We start from the raw sequence: 17,681 nt of genomic DNA, 5'->3' as shown, positions 1-17,681 counted from the left end.
GCCGGTACGGCGTCGGAAACCGCCGCGTCGGCGCTCGCCGTCGCATGCTCATCCGGTGCGGGTGTGACAGGGGGGTGAAGCCGAGATGCGAGCGCTGTCACTGCGGCCGCGCGGCAACCTGACGGTGGGCAGCCGGGGAAGCGTCGATGGGGCGGCGTGCGCCAGCACGCCGTCGTCGAGCAGCGGATAGCGGGAGCGGCCCGGCATGGACACCCCCATTCCTGACTGGTTGAACCACATCTTGAACTTCTTCGTCGGCGCGACCTGGCCGACGGGCAGTGAGAGCGGGATGCGGGCGCACTCCGGGGAGTGGGAGCACCTTCGCGACGTTCTGGATGAGGCCCGGGAGACGCTCGTGGCTGAGCGTTCTCGGGTGCCGGCCGTGTTGAGCGGGCAGTTCGCCGACGGCGTCACGAAGTCGCTGGACAGCCTCGTCGATTATCTCGACCAGCTGCGGTCGACCGCGGAGAGCATGCGGAAGGACCTGAAGAACGGTGCGGCCGAGCTTCAGGAACAGAAGATCCTGCTGGTGGTGCAGTTGGCGCTGTTGGCCATCCAGTTGGCCTGGCTGATGGCGTCGCTGTTCGGAGCGTTGGCGATTCCGCTGGTGGTTGGTGGGTTCCGCGCCGTCATCACCGCGATTCTTCGCAACCTCTTCGTCGAGGTCGGGCAGGAGATCGCTCAGGAGCCGCTGCTGATGATCGTGATCCAGGCGGCGCAGGATGCCGATGGGGTGCGGGAGGGCATCGACTGGAACGCGATCAAGAAGACTCTGATTCAAACGGTGATCGTGGGTGCGGCTGCCGGTCTGGCCAATTCCGCTGCTTCGGGTGCCGTCGACTGGGCGGCGGGGAGGATCGCCAAGGTCGACCGGGTGGGTGCCGACGGCACGCTCTACATCACCGACGGTGTGTTCCGGGCCGGTGCTCTCTTCACGAAGGGCGCGGCGCAGGCGGCCGTGGCGATGCCGGCTACCGCCGCCGGACAGGCTGCGGTGGGGGAGCGGATCGAGTGGCGGCCGTGGACGGCGACCAGCGCCTTCTTCGGTGGCCTGTACGAGGGCAACGCCGCCTCTCCGGGGCAGTTGGCCGACGGCCTCAACCTGCCGTACCGCAACGGGTACGACAAGGCGGCCCCTCTGGGCGGCGACGGGCAGCAGGGCGGTGGCGACTCCGGCGTCAACAACGAGAAGGAGACGCCGTCGACCGAACCACCCCCGTACTCCGTCGATGACGGCAACAGCAGCGGTAGCGACTGGGACAACGAGAAGCTGGTCGGCGACGAGAAGAGTGACGCCGGGACCGGAGACACGTCGCCCGCCACCGATGAGGTTCGGCAGTCCCTCCTCGGGGACAGCGGTGTCGGCACCGGGCTGGGCGCCGGGCTGGGCGCCGGCGCGTCTAGCGCAGCGGATCAGCAGGTGTCGACAGACGCCGGAACCGGCGGCATTTCGGAGGGTAGCGCGGCAGGCGCCGGCGTTCAGTCGTCCAACGGCGACGCGGGCGCGGGCGTCAGTCGTGGGGCGGGGATTGCCGATGGCGTGGCGAGTGGTGGTGTGGCGGACAGCCACGCGGCGGCTGGTGGCGTGGCCAGTGGTGGTGTGGCCGACGGCCGTGCGGCGAGTGGTGTGGCAGACGGTGGTGTGGCGAGTGGTGGTGTGGCGGACGGTGGCGTGGTGGACGGGGGTGCGGGGCAGGGTGCCGGCAATTCCGCAGGCCAGGACGGGACGAATGTGGCCGGCGGTGTCGCGGGCACGCCAACCGGCGGCGGCGTCGCTGATCGGTCGGGCGGCGGGCTCGGCGATGGTTCGGTTGTCGGCTCGAACGAGGATGCCGGCCGCCTGTCGGGCGGTTTGCCGGCCGAGCCCACGGTGGGTGGCCAATCCGGCGAGGTCGCCGAGAAGGACGGCGCTGGCGTCGGCGGTGAGCAGATCACCAACGGCCGGTCCGCGGCCGGAGCCCCGGAGACCGATGGTGCCGGTGGTGCCTCGCGGGGTGGTGTGGGGTCGGGTTCGGAGCAGGCTGCTGGTGGTGCTGGTGGTGCGTCGCGGGGTGGTGTGGGGTCGTCGGGTGGTGTGGCGTCAGCGGTGGGTGACGCTGGCGGTGCCAGCGGGGAGGGGCAGCAGCGCGCACAGGTGGGCGCGGGCCAGTCGTTCGATGGCGGCGCCGCCCGATCGGGGCCTGCGACCACGGTGGTCGGGGGCGACGGTACTCATGGGGCAGACTGGGCGACCACGGACCCGGGCAGCTCAGCCGACCTGCGGACCGTCTCGGACCCCGGTGTTCAGCAGACGCTGGGATTCGGCACCGACCGGTCGGAGGGTGCGGACCCGGCTCTGCCGCAGTCCACTGAGGCGTCGCCGGGCAGGAGCGATCCCCGCAGCGGTGGTGTGGAGCGACTGCTGGCCTCGTCGACCCAGGATGTGTCGCACGTGGTGGCGAACACCCGCGCCGCGTTCGAGGGTGCGCAGGCCGCGATCATCGGCGCGCTCCAGGCGTCGCCGCCGGACCGTGCCCCGGAGGTGGCAGCCGCCCGCGACGCCGTCCGGTCGGTCCAGCAGTCGCTGACGCACCTGGAGGAGTCGCTGCCGAGCCTGTCGAAGCAGCAGGCGAGGGCCGACATCGCGAGGGTGTTGACGGCCTACGACTCGGCGCACCATCAGGTGCGCAGCGTCGCCGGCGCGGCGCTCCTGCCGTCGGTCGACACGCTTGTCGGCCCGAGCCGCCCGGAGGTGGTGGGCGGAGACCGCTCGGCGGTGCCGACGTCAACCGATCAGCTGTCCCCTCCGGCTGTTGTCGACCGGGTCGAGCCAGCGCAGTCACCGACCAACGAGCCGAGCAACGGGCCAGCCAGCGAGCCGAGCAACGAGCCAGCCAACGGGCCGAGCAACGAGCCAGCCAACGGGCCAGCCAGCGAGCCGGCCAACGGGCCAGCCAACGGGTCGAGCAACGAGCCGGCCGGCATGGGGCAGGTCGGGCAGGGGGCGGAGGGGGTCGCCCCGGAACGCGGCGATGTGGATCGGCGGCTGCGGTCGGCGGTGGGCCAGTTGCCGGCCTGGGACAGGTCGGCGGACTGCGCCGATCGGGTCGCGGGGGTGCTGCGCCGGGTCGGTGTGCCGATCGTGGCCGAGGTGGATGGTCCGCGAGCCCGGGATGTGGTGGCCCAGTCGCTTGGCGGTTGGTTCGGGCCGGCGGGTGGTGTCGACCGCTTGGCGGGGCTGTCCGTTGGCGCGGTGACGCCGGTGTGGTTGCCGCCGTCGGGTAACGGCGAGACGCCTGCGCACATGGCCCTGGTGTGGCGTGCTTCCGAGTCACGGTTCGTGTTGGTGGAGACGCAGGGGGACGTCTCGCCGAACGGGTCCGACAGTCGGTTCGTCGACTTCGAGATGGACCGGCCGCCGGGGGAGCTGCGCGGGCCGGTGCGGTTGGTGTCCGACGCCGACGGCGCGTTGCGGCAGGTGGACCTGACGAGCGGCGCGGTGCTGGCCGGCGCTGCCGAGTCGGCGCTGCCGACGCTCGGTGACCGGGTGGCGGACGCACTCCTCGACCGAGCGCCGCACACCCACGAACCGGGCCTGATCGGCGGCGAGCTGGAGGGTTATGTCCGCATCGGAGCCCCGGTGCACCCCGCGACAACCGCTCAACAGGAGGCATGGCTGGGCGAGACCATCGCCACGGTGCACTCACTCGGTCTGACGGTCAAGGGTGAGACCAAATCCCCGGTGTACGGCCGCTACTCGGACCGCTGGTACCCGACTCTCGCTCATCTGCGAGCGGTCGAGGGGCGGCATTACCAGGGTCACCGGCAGGAGCTGTGGCTCGCCGCCGAGGTGGTTTACGCGCCCGGTGCGGCGGTGGCGGGGGAGGAGGGAACCGTCCCCTTCACCGTGGCGCAGTATCACGGCCTCGGGAAGGCGCTCATGCGGTGGCTACAGGACGCGGGACGCATCGGGCTGACGATGGGCGAAGCCCTGCAACCGTCCGCGGACTGGCAACGGGGGTATCTCGACGACTGGCTCAACCAGGTCCCACCGGAGAGCCGCGACTACGCCGACGCGTTGTCCCAGGCGTTGCAGACCCCGGACAACGTCCAGGTCGAGCAGGGCATGGCCGATCAGACGCTCTTTCATCCGTCCAACGTCCATGGCCAGAACATCCACCTACAGCTCTCCGCGGGCGGATCCCTGGCGGCGCTTCCCACCCTGATGGATTCCGCCCAGTGGGACGCCGCGGGGCTCGGCGTTGCCGCCGCCGGCACTGTGTCGGAGGCGGTGGGGGTCGCCGACCGGATTGCCAGGCGTCTGATGGCCGACTTCGTTCGCTCCCTTGCCCCTGGGCAGCCCCTCTCCCCGGCCGACATCGAGGACCTCATGCAGTTCGAGGAGCCGGCGCAACTGCGTGGAGCCCTCGTCCAGGTCCTGACGAATGCGACAGGTGAGGTGATCGGTCCGATCGCCGGATCCAATATCAGCAAGAACTCGGTGCTCCTGCTCAGCCGGCAGGACATGATCCACTACGGTGCGAACCTGCTTCCGGTGGTGAGTGACTACGTCAGCCGCAACATCCTGGACATCACCAACCACATCGAGAACGCCTACCGGCAGGAGCAGCAGGGCCTCGGTAGTCACCCGGCCGAGCAACAGGGAATGTCGTGGATCGATGCCCTGTACCGGGTCTCCGGCACGGACCGGCGGTATTCGGTGCGACAGCTGATCCAGGAGGGGCTCACCGGCGTGCCGGTGGTGAACATCAGCCAAGGTGACCTCTTCGGAAAGCTGGACAGCTTCCCCCCACACCTGTCGCCCGACGGCACGCGCGCGATCTTCGTGCTGGAGAAGCGGAACAACCGTGCGCACCAGGACGCCACCCCCGGGGTGCAGTACGACCCGTACACCACGCTCGACAGCACCGACGACTTTGTCGCCGACATGCTCGCCCTGACGAACGAGGCGCACGAGGTGGCCGAGCGTGCCCGGGCCCGCTCCGAGCAGTGGGCACCCACGGAGACCGCGCCGTTCGGTGGCGTCCAGGCGGCGGCACAGGCGTACGGCGCGGCGCACGGCCAGCTCACGCCGGTCCCGAACTCGGTGCTCAACGTCGACGCACAGGGCAACTACTGGCAGTCGACCGCGCAGGGCTGGGAACTGGTCGACAACCCGGATCCTGGTGGCTACGCCAACAACCCCTGGGTGTACGCGCTGACGAGCGTGCAGACCACCTCCGTCGCCCGGGTGGACCATCTGGTGCCGGCGACCATCGACGGCGTGCGGCACGCCGCGCAGCAGGTCCTGGACCAGCTCGACCGGTTGGCGGGTCGGATCGAGTCGGCGTTGCGGGAGGCGCTGACCGACCAGGCCGGCACGGCGGACGGCCCGGAGCGCACCGAGCAGGTGGAAACGGCCAGGACGGTCCTCGACGCGGCCCGGCAGGGGCTCGCCGCTGTGGTCAGCTCGGACCAGAGCCGTTTGGGGCCGGTACGCGAGCACTTCCGCGACGCGCTGCTCCGGGTGGACCACGCCCGCTACGAGGTGAACCGGGCGACCGGCGCGGAGACCGTGCCGACTGTGGAACGCCTGCGGGGCGCGTCGCCCGAACCAGGCGACGCGGACGCCTCCCCGCGCTCGTCCGGCGCGCTGCCGACGTACACAGTGGGTCTGGCCCGTGTCGACGACGCCGCGCAGCTGGTGGCGGCGCTGCCGGGCAACGCGCAGGACATCGTGCAGGCGTTCGTGTCGCTCCGGGACGACCGGCTTGATGACATCAGGACCGCTCTCGGACAGCCGGGCTCGTCGGCCGCCTTCTCCGCCGTCACCGCGTTCGACCGGCGACTCGCCACCCTGGAAGCGGGCCTGACCGACATGTCCGAGCAGACGCTGAGGGCTGGCCTCGTCGACCTGGTGCGCGACTATCGGGTCGCCCGAGGCCAGCTGCTGGCGCTGAGCTATGACCGGGACCTGCTGCCGCCGGTCGAGGCGATGCTGGAGTCGCCGGCCTCGGACGACGACACACCGACCGGCAAGGGGAAGGGCAAGGCGACGTCGAACACCCGTGACGCCGGGGGACAGGGCTCGTCGGCGACCGGGGACGGTGGGGTTGGGCGCCCGTCGGGTCCGGGCGGTGGGAAGGGCGCGGACAGTCGGGGCGGGGTCCGGGACGGCGCTGACGAACCCACCCCTGCCCCGCGTATTCCCGATGCTTTCGCCGACCATCCCCAGGACGGCGAGCTATACCCCAATCCGGAGATCAACGCGATGCTCCGGGAGACCAGGCTGCTCCTGAGTTCGGTGCTCGAACCCGGGCAGCGGGACGCCCAGCACTTCGCCGACAAGGCCGACAAGAACCTCCGGGACCACCGGGACGAGGTACGGGCGGCGACGCAGACCAGGAACGACCTGACGAGTGCCGAACAGCAGGTGCGGGACCGGCAGCAGCAGACGGATGCGGCGGTGCGGGCGCTACAGGTCAGCCAGGGCGAGGTGGCCGCGGCAACGAAGGCGCTGGCGGACGCGACCGAGCAGCTCGCGCGGACCGGGCGGCAGCACGACGTCCTGCGGGAGACGCGTGCGGACGCGGAGCGGGCCCGCACCGAGGCCGAGGCCGACCGGGCCGCCGCGCGAGCCGAGATCACCAGGCTGGAGGACGAGCGGGACACGGCGCAGGACCGGTTGGAGGAGATCGAGGAACAGCTCGACAACAACCTCAGCCAGGAGCGCCTCGCGACGCTCGCCCAGGATGAGCGTACCGCCGGTCAGCGGCGGCGCATCCACCTCATCGCGGAACAGGCCCGGCTCAACGAACGGCTCGACGCGATCGTTGGGGAGGGGCGGCAACAGGGCGCCCGGGGCAGAGCAGCCGACGCCGCCCTGACCAGGGCCAGGGCCACGATCACCACGACGGACAAGAGCCTGGAATCGGTGACGGCGAGCCTGCGCGAGCAGCGCGCCGCCCTGGACGGCGACGACGGCCTGCGGGCACGCCTGCGCCTTGCCGAGGAGGAGCACGCCGAGAACAGGGCCACCGCCCAGGCCGCCACGGCGAGCCGCGACGAGGCCGCCGCGCAACGGGACGTGCTGCGTACCGAGGTCGAGCGCCTGCCCTCCGAGACGGACCTGGCGAACACCACGACCCGCCTGACCCGGGCGGCCCGGGACGCCGGCGTGGTGCGTGACACGGCCACGGCGCGAGCCGATGATGCCCGAGAGGCCCTCGACGAGTGGCAGGACATCGCCGACGAGCGCGAGTCGGACCTGACGATCTTCGGCGATCGTGACGAGGCCGAAGGCGATCGTAGCTACCTGAGTATCGGCGCAGAGGGCCTGATCACCGAGCAGGCCGCGGCTCGGATGCGGGAGCTGGCGCTCGCTGCCGTCCGCCCGCTGGGGCGCTGGACTCAGGAGGCGGAGATCCAGGGCGACATCGCCCGCCTGACCACACCGATGGCGTTGGTGGATGATCTGCCGTCCTCCACCGGGCGCAGCGGCTCGGTACAGGTGGTCGGAAGCGGCCGCCACGCGGTACGGCTGACGTTCCACTCGACGCTCACCCGACACGACGAGCGGGACCTCGCCCCGCACTACCCGCCGCCCCCGGTCAGCCAGGGTGAGAGGCGGCGCTTCTCGGATGTCTCCTCCACCAGTAGCCACAGCAACATCAACTACCGCGATTTGCCGCTGCCCATCCAGGAGTTCCTTGGTCTGGGGACGACCGGCCCGCTGCGGGTGCTCAACGTGTCGGCGGTGCCCCGGCTGACCCACAACCGGCAGACCCGTACCGCCTTCGTCGAGACCGGGACGGGGCCGGCGACCATCGAGCGACTGCGGGAACCAGGACTGGCGCACTTCTACACCTGGGAGATGAGGGTCACGGCCGAGCCGGCGGCCCGTCCGCCCCGGCTGGTCACGCCCCCGGGGCGACCCACTCTCGACGATCCCGACGACCCCTGGCAGGACATCGAGGCCGACCCGGAGTCGAACAGCGTACGCGAGCGGTTGGTGGTGTTCTTTCCACAGCACATCGCCGTGCCGGATCCTCCGGAGGACACCACAGTGGCGGACGACGTGGCTCTCGCCTCGTACCCGATGTCACTGGACACGCTGCACGACCCAACGGAGCTGCCGCTGCGCATCCTGAGCGAGTTGCCCGGTCTCATCGCGGAGGCACGCGCGCGGAGCAGGGCCGCCGGGGGCAGGGCCGCTGGCGGTCGGCGCGCCGGCCGTGCCACGCCGGCCGTGCGCTCACCCCGCCGTGGTCGCCGGCTCGGTGCCCGGCGGGGGCACCGCGCGGGGCTGCTCAACACGAGGTCGCAGAAGCACATCTTCAGCTTCGCCGGGCACGGCAACATGCACAACGTCTTCCAGCGGGCGCGCGACGGGGCTGCCTACAGCGACCCGATCCACGACGCGAACGGCAGACTGCTCGGCGTCCTGCGCCTGACGGGAGTGCCGTTCAAGGACGACACCAGCCGTATCGTCAGCCGGGCCAGCGACAACTCGCTGGAGTTCCTGACCGAGGCACAGATGACCGAGCGGGGATCGGTCGTGCTGCGCAACGCTCTGGACCTGCCGGTCACCGCAGGCGTGACGCTTTTGAAGGCGCCGGCCGAGGAGACCAAGACTCCCGGCACGTTCTTCTCGGGCGGCCCCTCGGTCACCCTCGGCCTGGGGACCGGTGTCACCATCGGCCACAACAGCGGGGCTGTCTCGTTCGTGGGCCGCGGGTTCCGGTCCGGCCGGGAACCCGACCCGAAACGGCCCGGCATGGCACCCGACCCCACGGCCACCAAGGCGATCCGACGGGGCATGGTCGCCGATGTCGGCATGAGGTGGAAGCTCGAACTGATCACCGGCGGGAAGGAGCGGCACGCCGCGCCGCCCTCCCGCACGTGGTCCGGGAACTCCGCCGGCCATGGCGCCCGGGTGCGATACCTGCCGTACACGCTGCGCGACGCGGACAAGGTCCGCCACCCACCGCGCGGCGTCGTCGACGGTGACGGGCCCGGCATGGCGGTCTTCAAGAACTTCACAGTGGCCCCCCAGGGGACCGCCGCGGATCCGCGACCGGACCTGGACGAGCAGGTGGAGGACTACCTGCGCAGCGAGGGATACCTGCCGAAGACCGCGCCGGCCACCGAGCTGTTGGCGAAGAACCACAGGCGGCTGCTGGAAACCAGCTCCGGTGCGCACCGGATCGGCATGATCGGTGCCCTGCGCGGCACCGGCCTGTGGGTGCCCTACGACAAGCTCACCGCCTCCGGGACGCACCGGAAATGGATCAGGTACTTCGTCCCCGCCGACCAGGACCCGGAGGTGGGGTACGAGGGCCTCACCGACGAACTCGGCGCCAACATGACGATCGACTCGTTCTTCCGGCTGGACAGCTTGCGGTCGATGTTCCGGTCCAAACGCGCCGCGCTCGACGGCAACCTCAGCCTGCCGGTCCGGAAGTGGCTGAAGAGCCTGCTGCCCGGCTGGACGAACTCGGTGCTCAGCGGCACCGTGATCGGCAAGACCTGGGAGAACACCACCTCCCTCGGGTACGGCCAGGTCCCTGGTCGGTCGGTGGTCCTGGACACCGAGCAGGACCAGGCGATGCACAAGTTCGTCCTCGCCACGAACCTTCGCGCCGAGGCCTACGACGAGGGCCACGACACACCGGACGAGAGGTTCACACCGGGGGACCAACCCGTCTCCTACGAGGCGTGGGTGCCCGACATGCGCGTGCTGGCCGCACCCGCGCCCCGGCGTGAGCCGATCAGTCACCGGCCCCTTACCGACTTCGACCAAGCCATGCTGAGCGTCGGACCCAGCCTGCCGAACCTCGCGGGCATCGACGCCGTCCGCGGCAGCGCCGCGCTCGACAAGATGTTCGCGGAACTCGCCACGAGCCAGTTCGCCCCGCTACAGGAATGGCTCAGCAACCTTCCGGACATACTCGTCGCACGGTGGTCGAAACTGATCGGCAACAACCCCGGCTGGCCGACCACCCTGTCCGCGCACACCCGCCGGGTCTTCATCAGCGAGGAGCGGCTGCTGGCGGTGATGGACGTGGCGCTGCGCGGCGCGCACTCCTCGGAGCAGGCATTCGAGCCGGGCTTCCTCGCCGACGCGGAAGGCCGGCACGAGTTGCAGGCCTACATCCGTCAGGTGCCCCGGTACGTGCCACAGCCCCGCGACTACGAGCTCTACGTGGAGGACGGGATCCCGGTCACCGGCACCAGCGCGTTCACCCGGAGCCGGGAGGAGACGCGCTACCACAGTGCAGGCGCCAATGTGGTGCACCCTTACGGCAACGCGCCGAGTGCCACGTACCTCACGTCCACGCGTGAGCGTGTCAGCGATACCAAGACGCTGGCGGGCACCGACTACCGGATCAACAACATCAGCGCTCGCGTCTACACGATCACCATCCCGGTCACGATGGTCGGCACCTTCACCGGGGCCTCCCGCAACCTGGTGAGCAGCCTCCGCTCACTCTTCGGCGGGATGTGGGAGGCCGCACTGCCGGCGACGGCGTCGGACAGCGCGATCGACGTCGAGGACGGCATCCAGGCGGTGGTCAGCATCCTCGACATGGCGACCATCTGGCGGGATCTCGAACGGTCCTGGCCCGACGTCGACCACTTCGCCGACACCGACGGTATTCCGGCCGACTTCCAGCGGCCTGTCGACTTCATCGCGGGTCTGCCCCCCGCGCTGCACGCCCAGGTCAAGGCCGCCCTCGACCTGTTGCCCCCCGAGCCGGGCGAGAAACCGGGCCCGGACGCCGTGTACCCACCACGACGGATCAGCCAGCGGCTGGGCCTGGGTGACGCCTCGGTGCTGGACATCAGACTTCCCGCCGGTCGGGAGCTGCTGCACCACACGCTGCGCAGCCTGAAGGTGGACGCCGACGGCGCCACCGACCTGGGTTCCAACAGCTACTCGGCCGGGCTCTACGACTGGATCACCCTGCACGCGTCGAGCATCGTGACGCGCGGCGACATCCGCCGGTACTTCAGCTCCGGGCCGTCCCCGTACCCGGTGGTGGTGGCCGGGTTCCAACGCGCGATCACCCACCGGGGCGGCACCATGGTGGTCGACTACAAACTGCTTGCCCGCCCCGACCCACTGCACGATCCGCTGCGGCTGCACGGCCGGAAGATTCCCCACCAGATCGACCCCTCCACGACCGGCGCCGTCGACGAGAACGGTCGCCCCTTCGGTCCGGTACCCGCGCCGGAGTCCGACATGGAGATGCACGGGACCCACCTGGAGTCCCGGGGCAAGGCGACGCAACGGGTGAAGTCGCATACCGGTCGCCTCTCCGGCCCCGTGCACACGAGGGCGCAGCGGCACAAACCGGTGCGACTGATCGGGGGGACTCCGCAGATCGAGCTGTCTCGGCAGCGGAGCGAGGCCGACCTTGAACGGGACCGGCAGGAACCGCGGGTGATCACCAAGTCCAAGGGTGGGCTGGCCCGCATGTACTACCCCTTCGAGATCAGCGTCGACGTGCGGGTGAAGACACTGAATGATTGGCTGATGACGGCGGTGACGCCGACCATCTTCTCCTGGGCGAAGTCGCTCTGGACCAATCCGGCCGGCGAGGCGGGCCAGGAGTCTTGGCTGAAGGCTGGCGCCGTGCTGGAGTTCATGGCGGCCGACGGTTCCACCCAGCCGCTGGTGCCGGACGGTACGGGACGCCCGCCCGCGGTCACGGTGTTGCGCGGCGACCCGGCGGGGCCGGAGACCCTGCACGGGGTCCGGATCAACCCGACCTCCCGGGCCAACGAGATGGGCGGGTTCACCCTCGGCGTGCTCCGGTCCTTCCGTCCCACCGAGGGGTTGGGACCGGAGTTCCGGGTGAGCTGGTTCAGCGACCTCCCCAAGTTGCAGGGACTGGTGCTCGAAGTGCTTCCCGGCGTCAACCAGTGGGAGCTCACCGGGTTCGTGGACGGGGAGGTCGGCGGGGGCAACCTCTACTCGTTGCTCAAACGCGGCGGAGTCAAACAGACCTTCCCGAGCGGAGGACTGGGCGTCGGTGTCGACGGCACGTTGACCATCAAGACGATCGCCGCGTCGCCCTGGCGGCTTCCCGCCGAACAGCACAAGCCCAACCCCGGCGACCCCGATGTGCCTGTCGACTTCGTGCCCGGCCACGACGCCAGCGCGGTATTCGAGTACTTCCCGATCGTCGGCAAGGTCCTGACCTCCACCAGCCAGGTCGAGCAACGCCTGACCGTGGCGCTGGCCCCGCTCGTCTCGCTGAACCAGGGCGACGGGGTCCGGGCGGCGATCAGCCCCACTGTCACGTCGCGCCAACTGGACTCCGGCGACGCGTCGGGCGACAGCGGCGGTGGCACCAGTTCGGCGGGTCGGCCGGAGTTCGGTGCGGCCCCGGGTGGCCAGAGCTTCCTCAACTTCACCATCCTGGGCGTGTCGTTCATCGGCTCCGAGACCATCGGCGCGAGTACCCAACTGCGCTGGTCGGACCGGCGCGGCCGGCGTTTCGCGCCGGCCAAGACCGGCTCCCACGAGGAGAAACACCCGGTCGTTCTGCGTCAACGCGACGTGCTCTTGGAGATCACCGGCGAGACCTCGACGGTGTCGAGCGTCGTCTGGGAGGGCATCGTCGACACGGTTCGCAACGCCGGCCAGGCCGTCGGCGACGCGGCCAAGTGGGTCGAGGATCTCGCCGGCTTCGGCGGGTCCATCGACGCCCTCGCCGAGCGGCTGAGCCCGGATGCCCCGGTGGGGAGCAAGACCACGCGGACCCGGCTGCTCGCCGGCACCGTGGAGACCCGGATTCCGTTCGCCCTGGTGGATCCCGGCCGGCAGGTCGACGCGGGGGTCTACCTGCCGGGCGCGGCCGACCGCGACACCCACGTGGACGCCATCGAGGGGCTGCGGGGTCACCCGGACGCGCCGATGGTGATCGGCCGCGGCATCACAGTGGACGGCACGACCACCATCGGCGGCCGAACGGCGGCGCAGGTCCTGGACACGTTGGAAACGGCGGGCGTCTCCCGGAGGTCGCCCCTGGTCGTGATGGCCGGGACGGACCGGGCGTTCGTCGAGGACCTGTCTCGCGGGTGGATTGGTCCCGTGTTCGCCAACCGGCATGTCGTGGTCGACAAGGACGGCCAGGTGCTCGGCTACACAAACGAGGAGGTCCGCGAGGGCCTGCGAGCGGCGCACAACTGGGAGGAGTTCCGGGGTGGTCGGTTCCGCAAGGAGCTTCCCTCGCACAACCTCGCCGACGTGCTGGCCGACCGGTACGGCGTCGACACCCGACCGCCGGCTCCGGTCCGTACGGAGTCGCAGCCGGTGTCCCTGACGGCACCATCGGCCAGCCAGCCGCTACCGCCCGACCACCAGCAGTTCGAGGGTGCACGCAAAGCCGACGGTGCCGGGAAGCCCAGGGGCATCCTGAAGGCCGGCAGCAGCGGGAAGGCCGGCGGCGGCCCGAAGGCCAGCGACAGCGGGAACGCCGGTGGCGCGGGGCAGCGCCGGAGGGTGCACTGGGCCTTACCGGAGGATTCCAGCACGCCTGCCGGCCCGCCTGCCGGCTCCTCCACCCCAGGGCCGGGGGGTAGCGACCTGGCCGGTGCGACGCCTGCCGACCGCAGTGGGTGGACCGAGGTCGGTCCGCCCCGGGTGGCGAGCGAGGTGCTGACCAGGCACCCCTATCTGCGATCGAGCGGCACGGACCCCACCCACCCGCGGACCGACTGCGTCTTCGCGTCAATCGTGACGGACCTGCGGATACGCACGGGAGGCCAGGGTTCCTTCGTCGTCCCGGAGTCGGTGGCGACCGAGGTGGACGTGCTGTCCTGGTACGCCGGGCATCCGCTGCGGGACGTCCCGGGCTTCGACGCGGTCACCGAGGCGATGCGCAACGCGGTGGACGGCGCCGCCGGCATCGTCATCGTCAACGCCGCCGACGGCGAGGTGGCGCACGCGTTCAACGTGTTCCGCGACGACGACGGCGAGGCCACCTACTGGGACGACCAGACCGGCCAGCCCGCGACGGCACCCCCGGATCCGTCCCGGATCCGGTTCGTGGCCACCACCGAGGGCGTACCCGATCCGGCCGCACCGCCGGTCTCGCCTTCAGCGGCGGACGCCCACGCGGACCTGGCCGGGGCGTCGACCGAAGAGGCGTCCGACGCGCCGGCCCAGTGGCCGGACGACGGGTTCGTCAACAATCCCGACGAGTTCCGGGCCGTCGAGGACGACCTGCGCCACCGCCTCGACGTGGGTGACGATCCCCTCCCGTACCGCACTCGTGGCGCGCTGTCCCGCCTCGCGCCCGGCGCGGACGCCGCGCTGACCCTGACCCTCGGCCTCGACCCCGCGGATCCGGCGCGTGCGTCGGTCGACGGCGTCGCCGTGGCGGCGCGGCTGCGTCGACCGGGGAACGTCACGATCGCGCCCGACGGCAGCACCGTCACGATGCGGATCACCGACGACTCCACGGACACCTGGACGGACCTGCGGGAGCTGGTCCGCCACCTGCGCTCCGCCGGCGTACGACAGGTGCACGGCGGCATCGAGGCGGCTCTCGACCCCGCCGGCGACACGCAGGGCCTGGCCACGCTCGTCGACGGGTACGCGGCCGAGTGGGGCGTGCTGCTGGCGGCGACAGCCGATCCGCACACGGCGCCCGGTGCCCTTCTGCTCACGCCGGACGCGATCACCGCGCGGATGCCCGCCGCGCGGCTGGACCTCGGCACCATCCAGGCGCAACTCGCCCTGCTGGTGGCGGTGCGGGCCGTGGACCGCACCTCGATCGTGGCACCGCCGGGCCCCGGCGCAGTCGCCCGCCAATCCGCCGCACGGGCCCTGATCGACCAGGTCGGGGCCGGGCCGGCCCACCGACGTGACCTGGCCCGGCTGTTCCACCTCGGCGGCCGGGTCAGCCGGGACGACGAGACGCGGTCGGAGTCGGCGACCGTACCCCTGAAGGGGTCTGCGGCCCTGACCGGCGACGGCCTGCGTCGACTGTTCGGCGAGGTCGTCGCCGCGGGCCGCGTCGTCGACCCGGCCGGTCGGGTGACGGTGGCGGACTGTCTCGCGGTGGTGCGGGCGCTGGTGTCGCGGCTGTTCCCGGGTGGCCCGCTGGCGCATGCGGTCCGGGTGCCCCGGACGAGGGACGACTCGGATCTCGGTCGGCCGGCGGAGGCGTGGCTGGGGGATCGGCGGGACTGGGAGCGGTTCGACGGCTGGGACGCGCTGACGGCGCGGCTGGGCGCCGATGACCTCGGCCGGCGTTCGGTGGCCGTGGTGTTGGTGGAGCGGACGCGGTCGGGGTTCGGGCACGTGTACGCCGCGTATCACACGGCGGACGAGGGGGTGCTGTGGCTGAACCTGACCGATCCGGGTGCGGTGCCACGGGTGGGCGTGCCGCAGGAGACACCGGGAGAGTACGACGCGGACATCCACGCCCGTGCGCTGGTGATCGGTCCGGACGGGGTGGTCCGCGGCGGCGGCACGTCCCGGCCGCCGCTGGCCGAGGCCCTGGTGGATCCGGTCGCCAGCAGGGGGTATCGCGGCGGTGGGTTGGAGGGTGAACGCACCATGCCGATGGACCTCCACGCCGACGACTCGGAGCAGGCGTCATCGGACGGCATTCTCGCCCGTGCCCGCGACGGCAGCTTCCACATCGAGGTGGAGCACAAGGAGCTGCGCTACGCGGCCGAGGAGGCCGAGGACGGCGAGCCCCGCGGCTACCTGCTCCCCGGCGACCCGGCCAGCGGCGACCCGGTGTGGGTCGCCATGCCCGAGTTGGTCACCGGGATCATCAGCAACCTGCCCGGCGAGCAGGGCCGGATCGAGGACACCGAGGACTTCTGGCGGCAGCTTCAGGAGTTGGAGGACCGGTTCGAGGCGGTCCAGGGGGCACCGGGCCTGCCCACTGTCGCCCTGCCCGCGACTCTCGCCTCCGCCGAGGTGGCGGCCGCGCCGTTGGCCAGCGGGACGATCGGCCCGCCGCCGCGCGGCGACGACGGTGGTTGGCACTGGCACATCTCGATCGGTACGCCGGTCGAGGGCCTGAGGCGGTTCCTGGCGCACGTCGCGCAGCGCACCTGGCGCGACAGTTCCGTCACCTTCGAGTCAGCCCCGCTCGGCCTGCTCGCCTACCGCTCCAAGGAGAACCAACAGGACGGGATCGACTTCGGCGAACGCGAGGCAGCGCACTTCCTGCGGCACTTCGCCGAGGCGGGCCGGGTGCCCAGCGCTCGGGTGCTCGACGTGGTGAAGGGTGTGCTCGCGCTGGCGTACGCGCACACGGCCGGGGCCGCCGAATACCTGCTCGCCCCGATGAGCCTGACCAAGGCACACGTCGCCGCCCTGTCCCGGCCCGCGTTGGGCCTGTACGTCCGACAGTTGCCCTGGTGGGCGCGGCTCTACCTGAGCGATCAGGCGGACGTGATCCACAACCGCTTCGCGCGGTTCTACCTCGACCACAACAACGGCTACCTGGACGAGCTCGGAGCCGTGGCCGGCGCGGGGGTCGGTGTGCGGCTGTCGAGCCGTCAACAGCCCTGGACCGCGTCCCGCGCCGCACCACTGATGTCGCCGATGATGTACCTGCTCTCGGCGCTGCACGGGAACCTGGTCAACCAGCAGCACGTGTTCCCCGGGATGACGACGCACGACCAGCTCGACACGGCGGACGGCAGCCTTTCGGTCGAGCTCGCAGTGGTGGAGGTGCGGTCGTACGGGGCCCGCCGGGGCACTGTCGCGCAGGCCCGCGTGTGGTACCAGGAGCTCGCCACGCTGGCTCGCGACCTGTACCTGGAGGTGAAGGACCTGCCACCGCTGCGGGACGTACCGCTGCCGGAGGCCGGACCGACCACCACCGCGCAGGCGCGTCCGGTCACGGCACCGCTGTTCGAAGCCGTCAGCCGAGCCCTCGCCGACGACCTGCCGGGCGCGCTCGACGCGCTTGAGCCGGCCCGCCGACACCTGACGGTCAGACAGCGGGCCCAGTGGGCCAGGCAGCTGACGTCGCTGCACCACACGCGGGTCGTGGCGGACGGCCCGGAAGCCGGAAGTCCGTTGCTGGGTCTCGCGGCCGAGATCGCGATGCCGCTGCTCAGCCTCTGGCTGGCCGCGCCCACCTGGGCAATCGCGACGCGGGAGTGGCAACCACTCAACGACATCCTCGCCGTCGACGGCGGCCGGCAGTTGGTGCCCTTCCTCCAGGAGAACCTCCTGCCGGACGAGTTCGACGACCCGCCCTGGCAGACGGTCGGCGGTGGCGGCGAGGCCGCGCGTCAGGCCGCCGCCGCAGTCATCGACCTCGCCAGCGCGGGCGTCGGGAACGAGGCGCTGGGGCTGCTCGCCGCCGACGGTGCCGAGGCCCGCCGGGAAGCGCTGCGCGACCTGGTGGCCAAGGCGGGCCCGGAGGAGTACGACCGGCTGCGTCCGCTGCTCGAGGTGGCCGCCCCGCCCGGGGCCGACGTCGCGATGGTGACGGCGCTCGGTCACGCCGCCAGAAACGACGTCGACGCGGCAGCGCTGATCATTCAGCGGACACTGCACCAACTCGACTCCCCGTCCCGGACCTACTGGACCCGTCGGCTCGGCCAGCTGGCTGAGCGCGGCACCTTCGGTTTCCCCGAGGTGGACCGGCTGATCCTGCTCATCGCCGACGCGCCGGAGACACAGTGAACGACTCGGGGCCGCATCTCGTTTG

At 71.3% G+C, this 17,681-nt stretch carries 1 protein-coding gene; it reads left to right on the top strand.

All coding sequences use genetic code 11. The features are described 5' to 3' along the window. Positions 1-205: 205 nt before the first annotated feature. Entirely contained in the window at positions 206-17,656 is a 17,451-nt protein-coding gene (locus AB0A95_RS19600; RefSeq protein ID WP_357557166.1) for a toxin glutamine deamidase domain-containing protein, read from the top strand. Positions 17,657-17,681 lie beyond the last annotated feature (25 nt).

Origin of the sequence: Micromonospora sp. NPDC049230, from assembly GCF_040647875.1 — a bacterium.
In the GTDB taxonomy this organism is placed as follows: Bacteria; Actinomycetota; Actinomycetes; order Mycobacteriales; family Micromonosporaceae; genus Micromonospora.
Note: the sequence above shows the minus strand (reverse complement) of the source record. Positions and strands in the feature narration are given on the sequence as shown.

Excerpts from the sequence above, each read along its gene's own strand:
- AB0A95_RS19600 (WP_357557166.1), top strand. The coding sequence starts at position 206 with ATGGACACCCCCATTCCTGACTGGTTGAACCACATCTTGAACTTCTTC.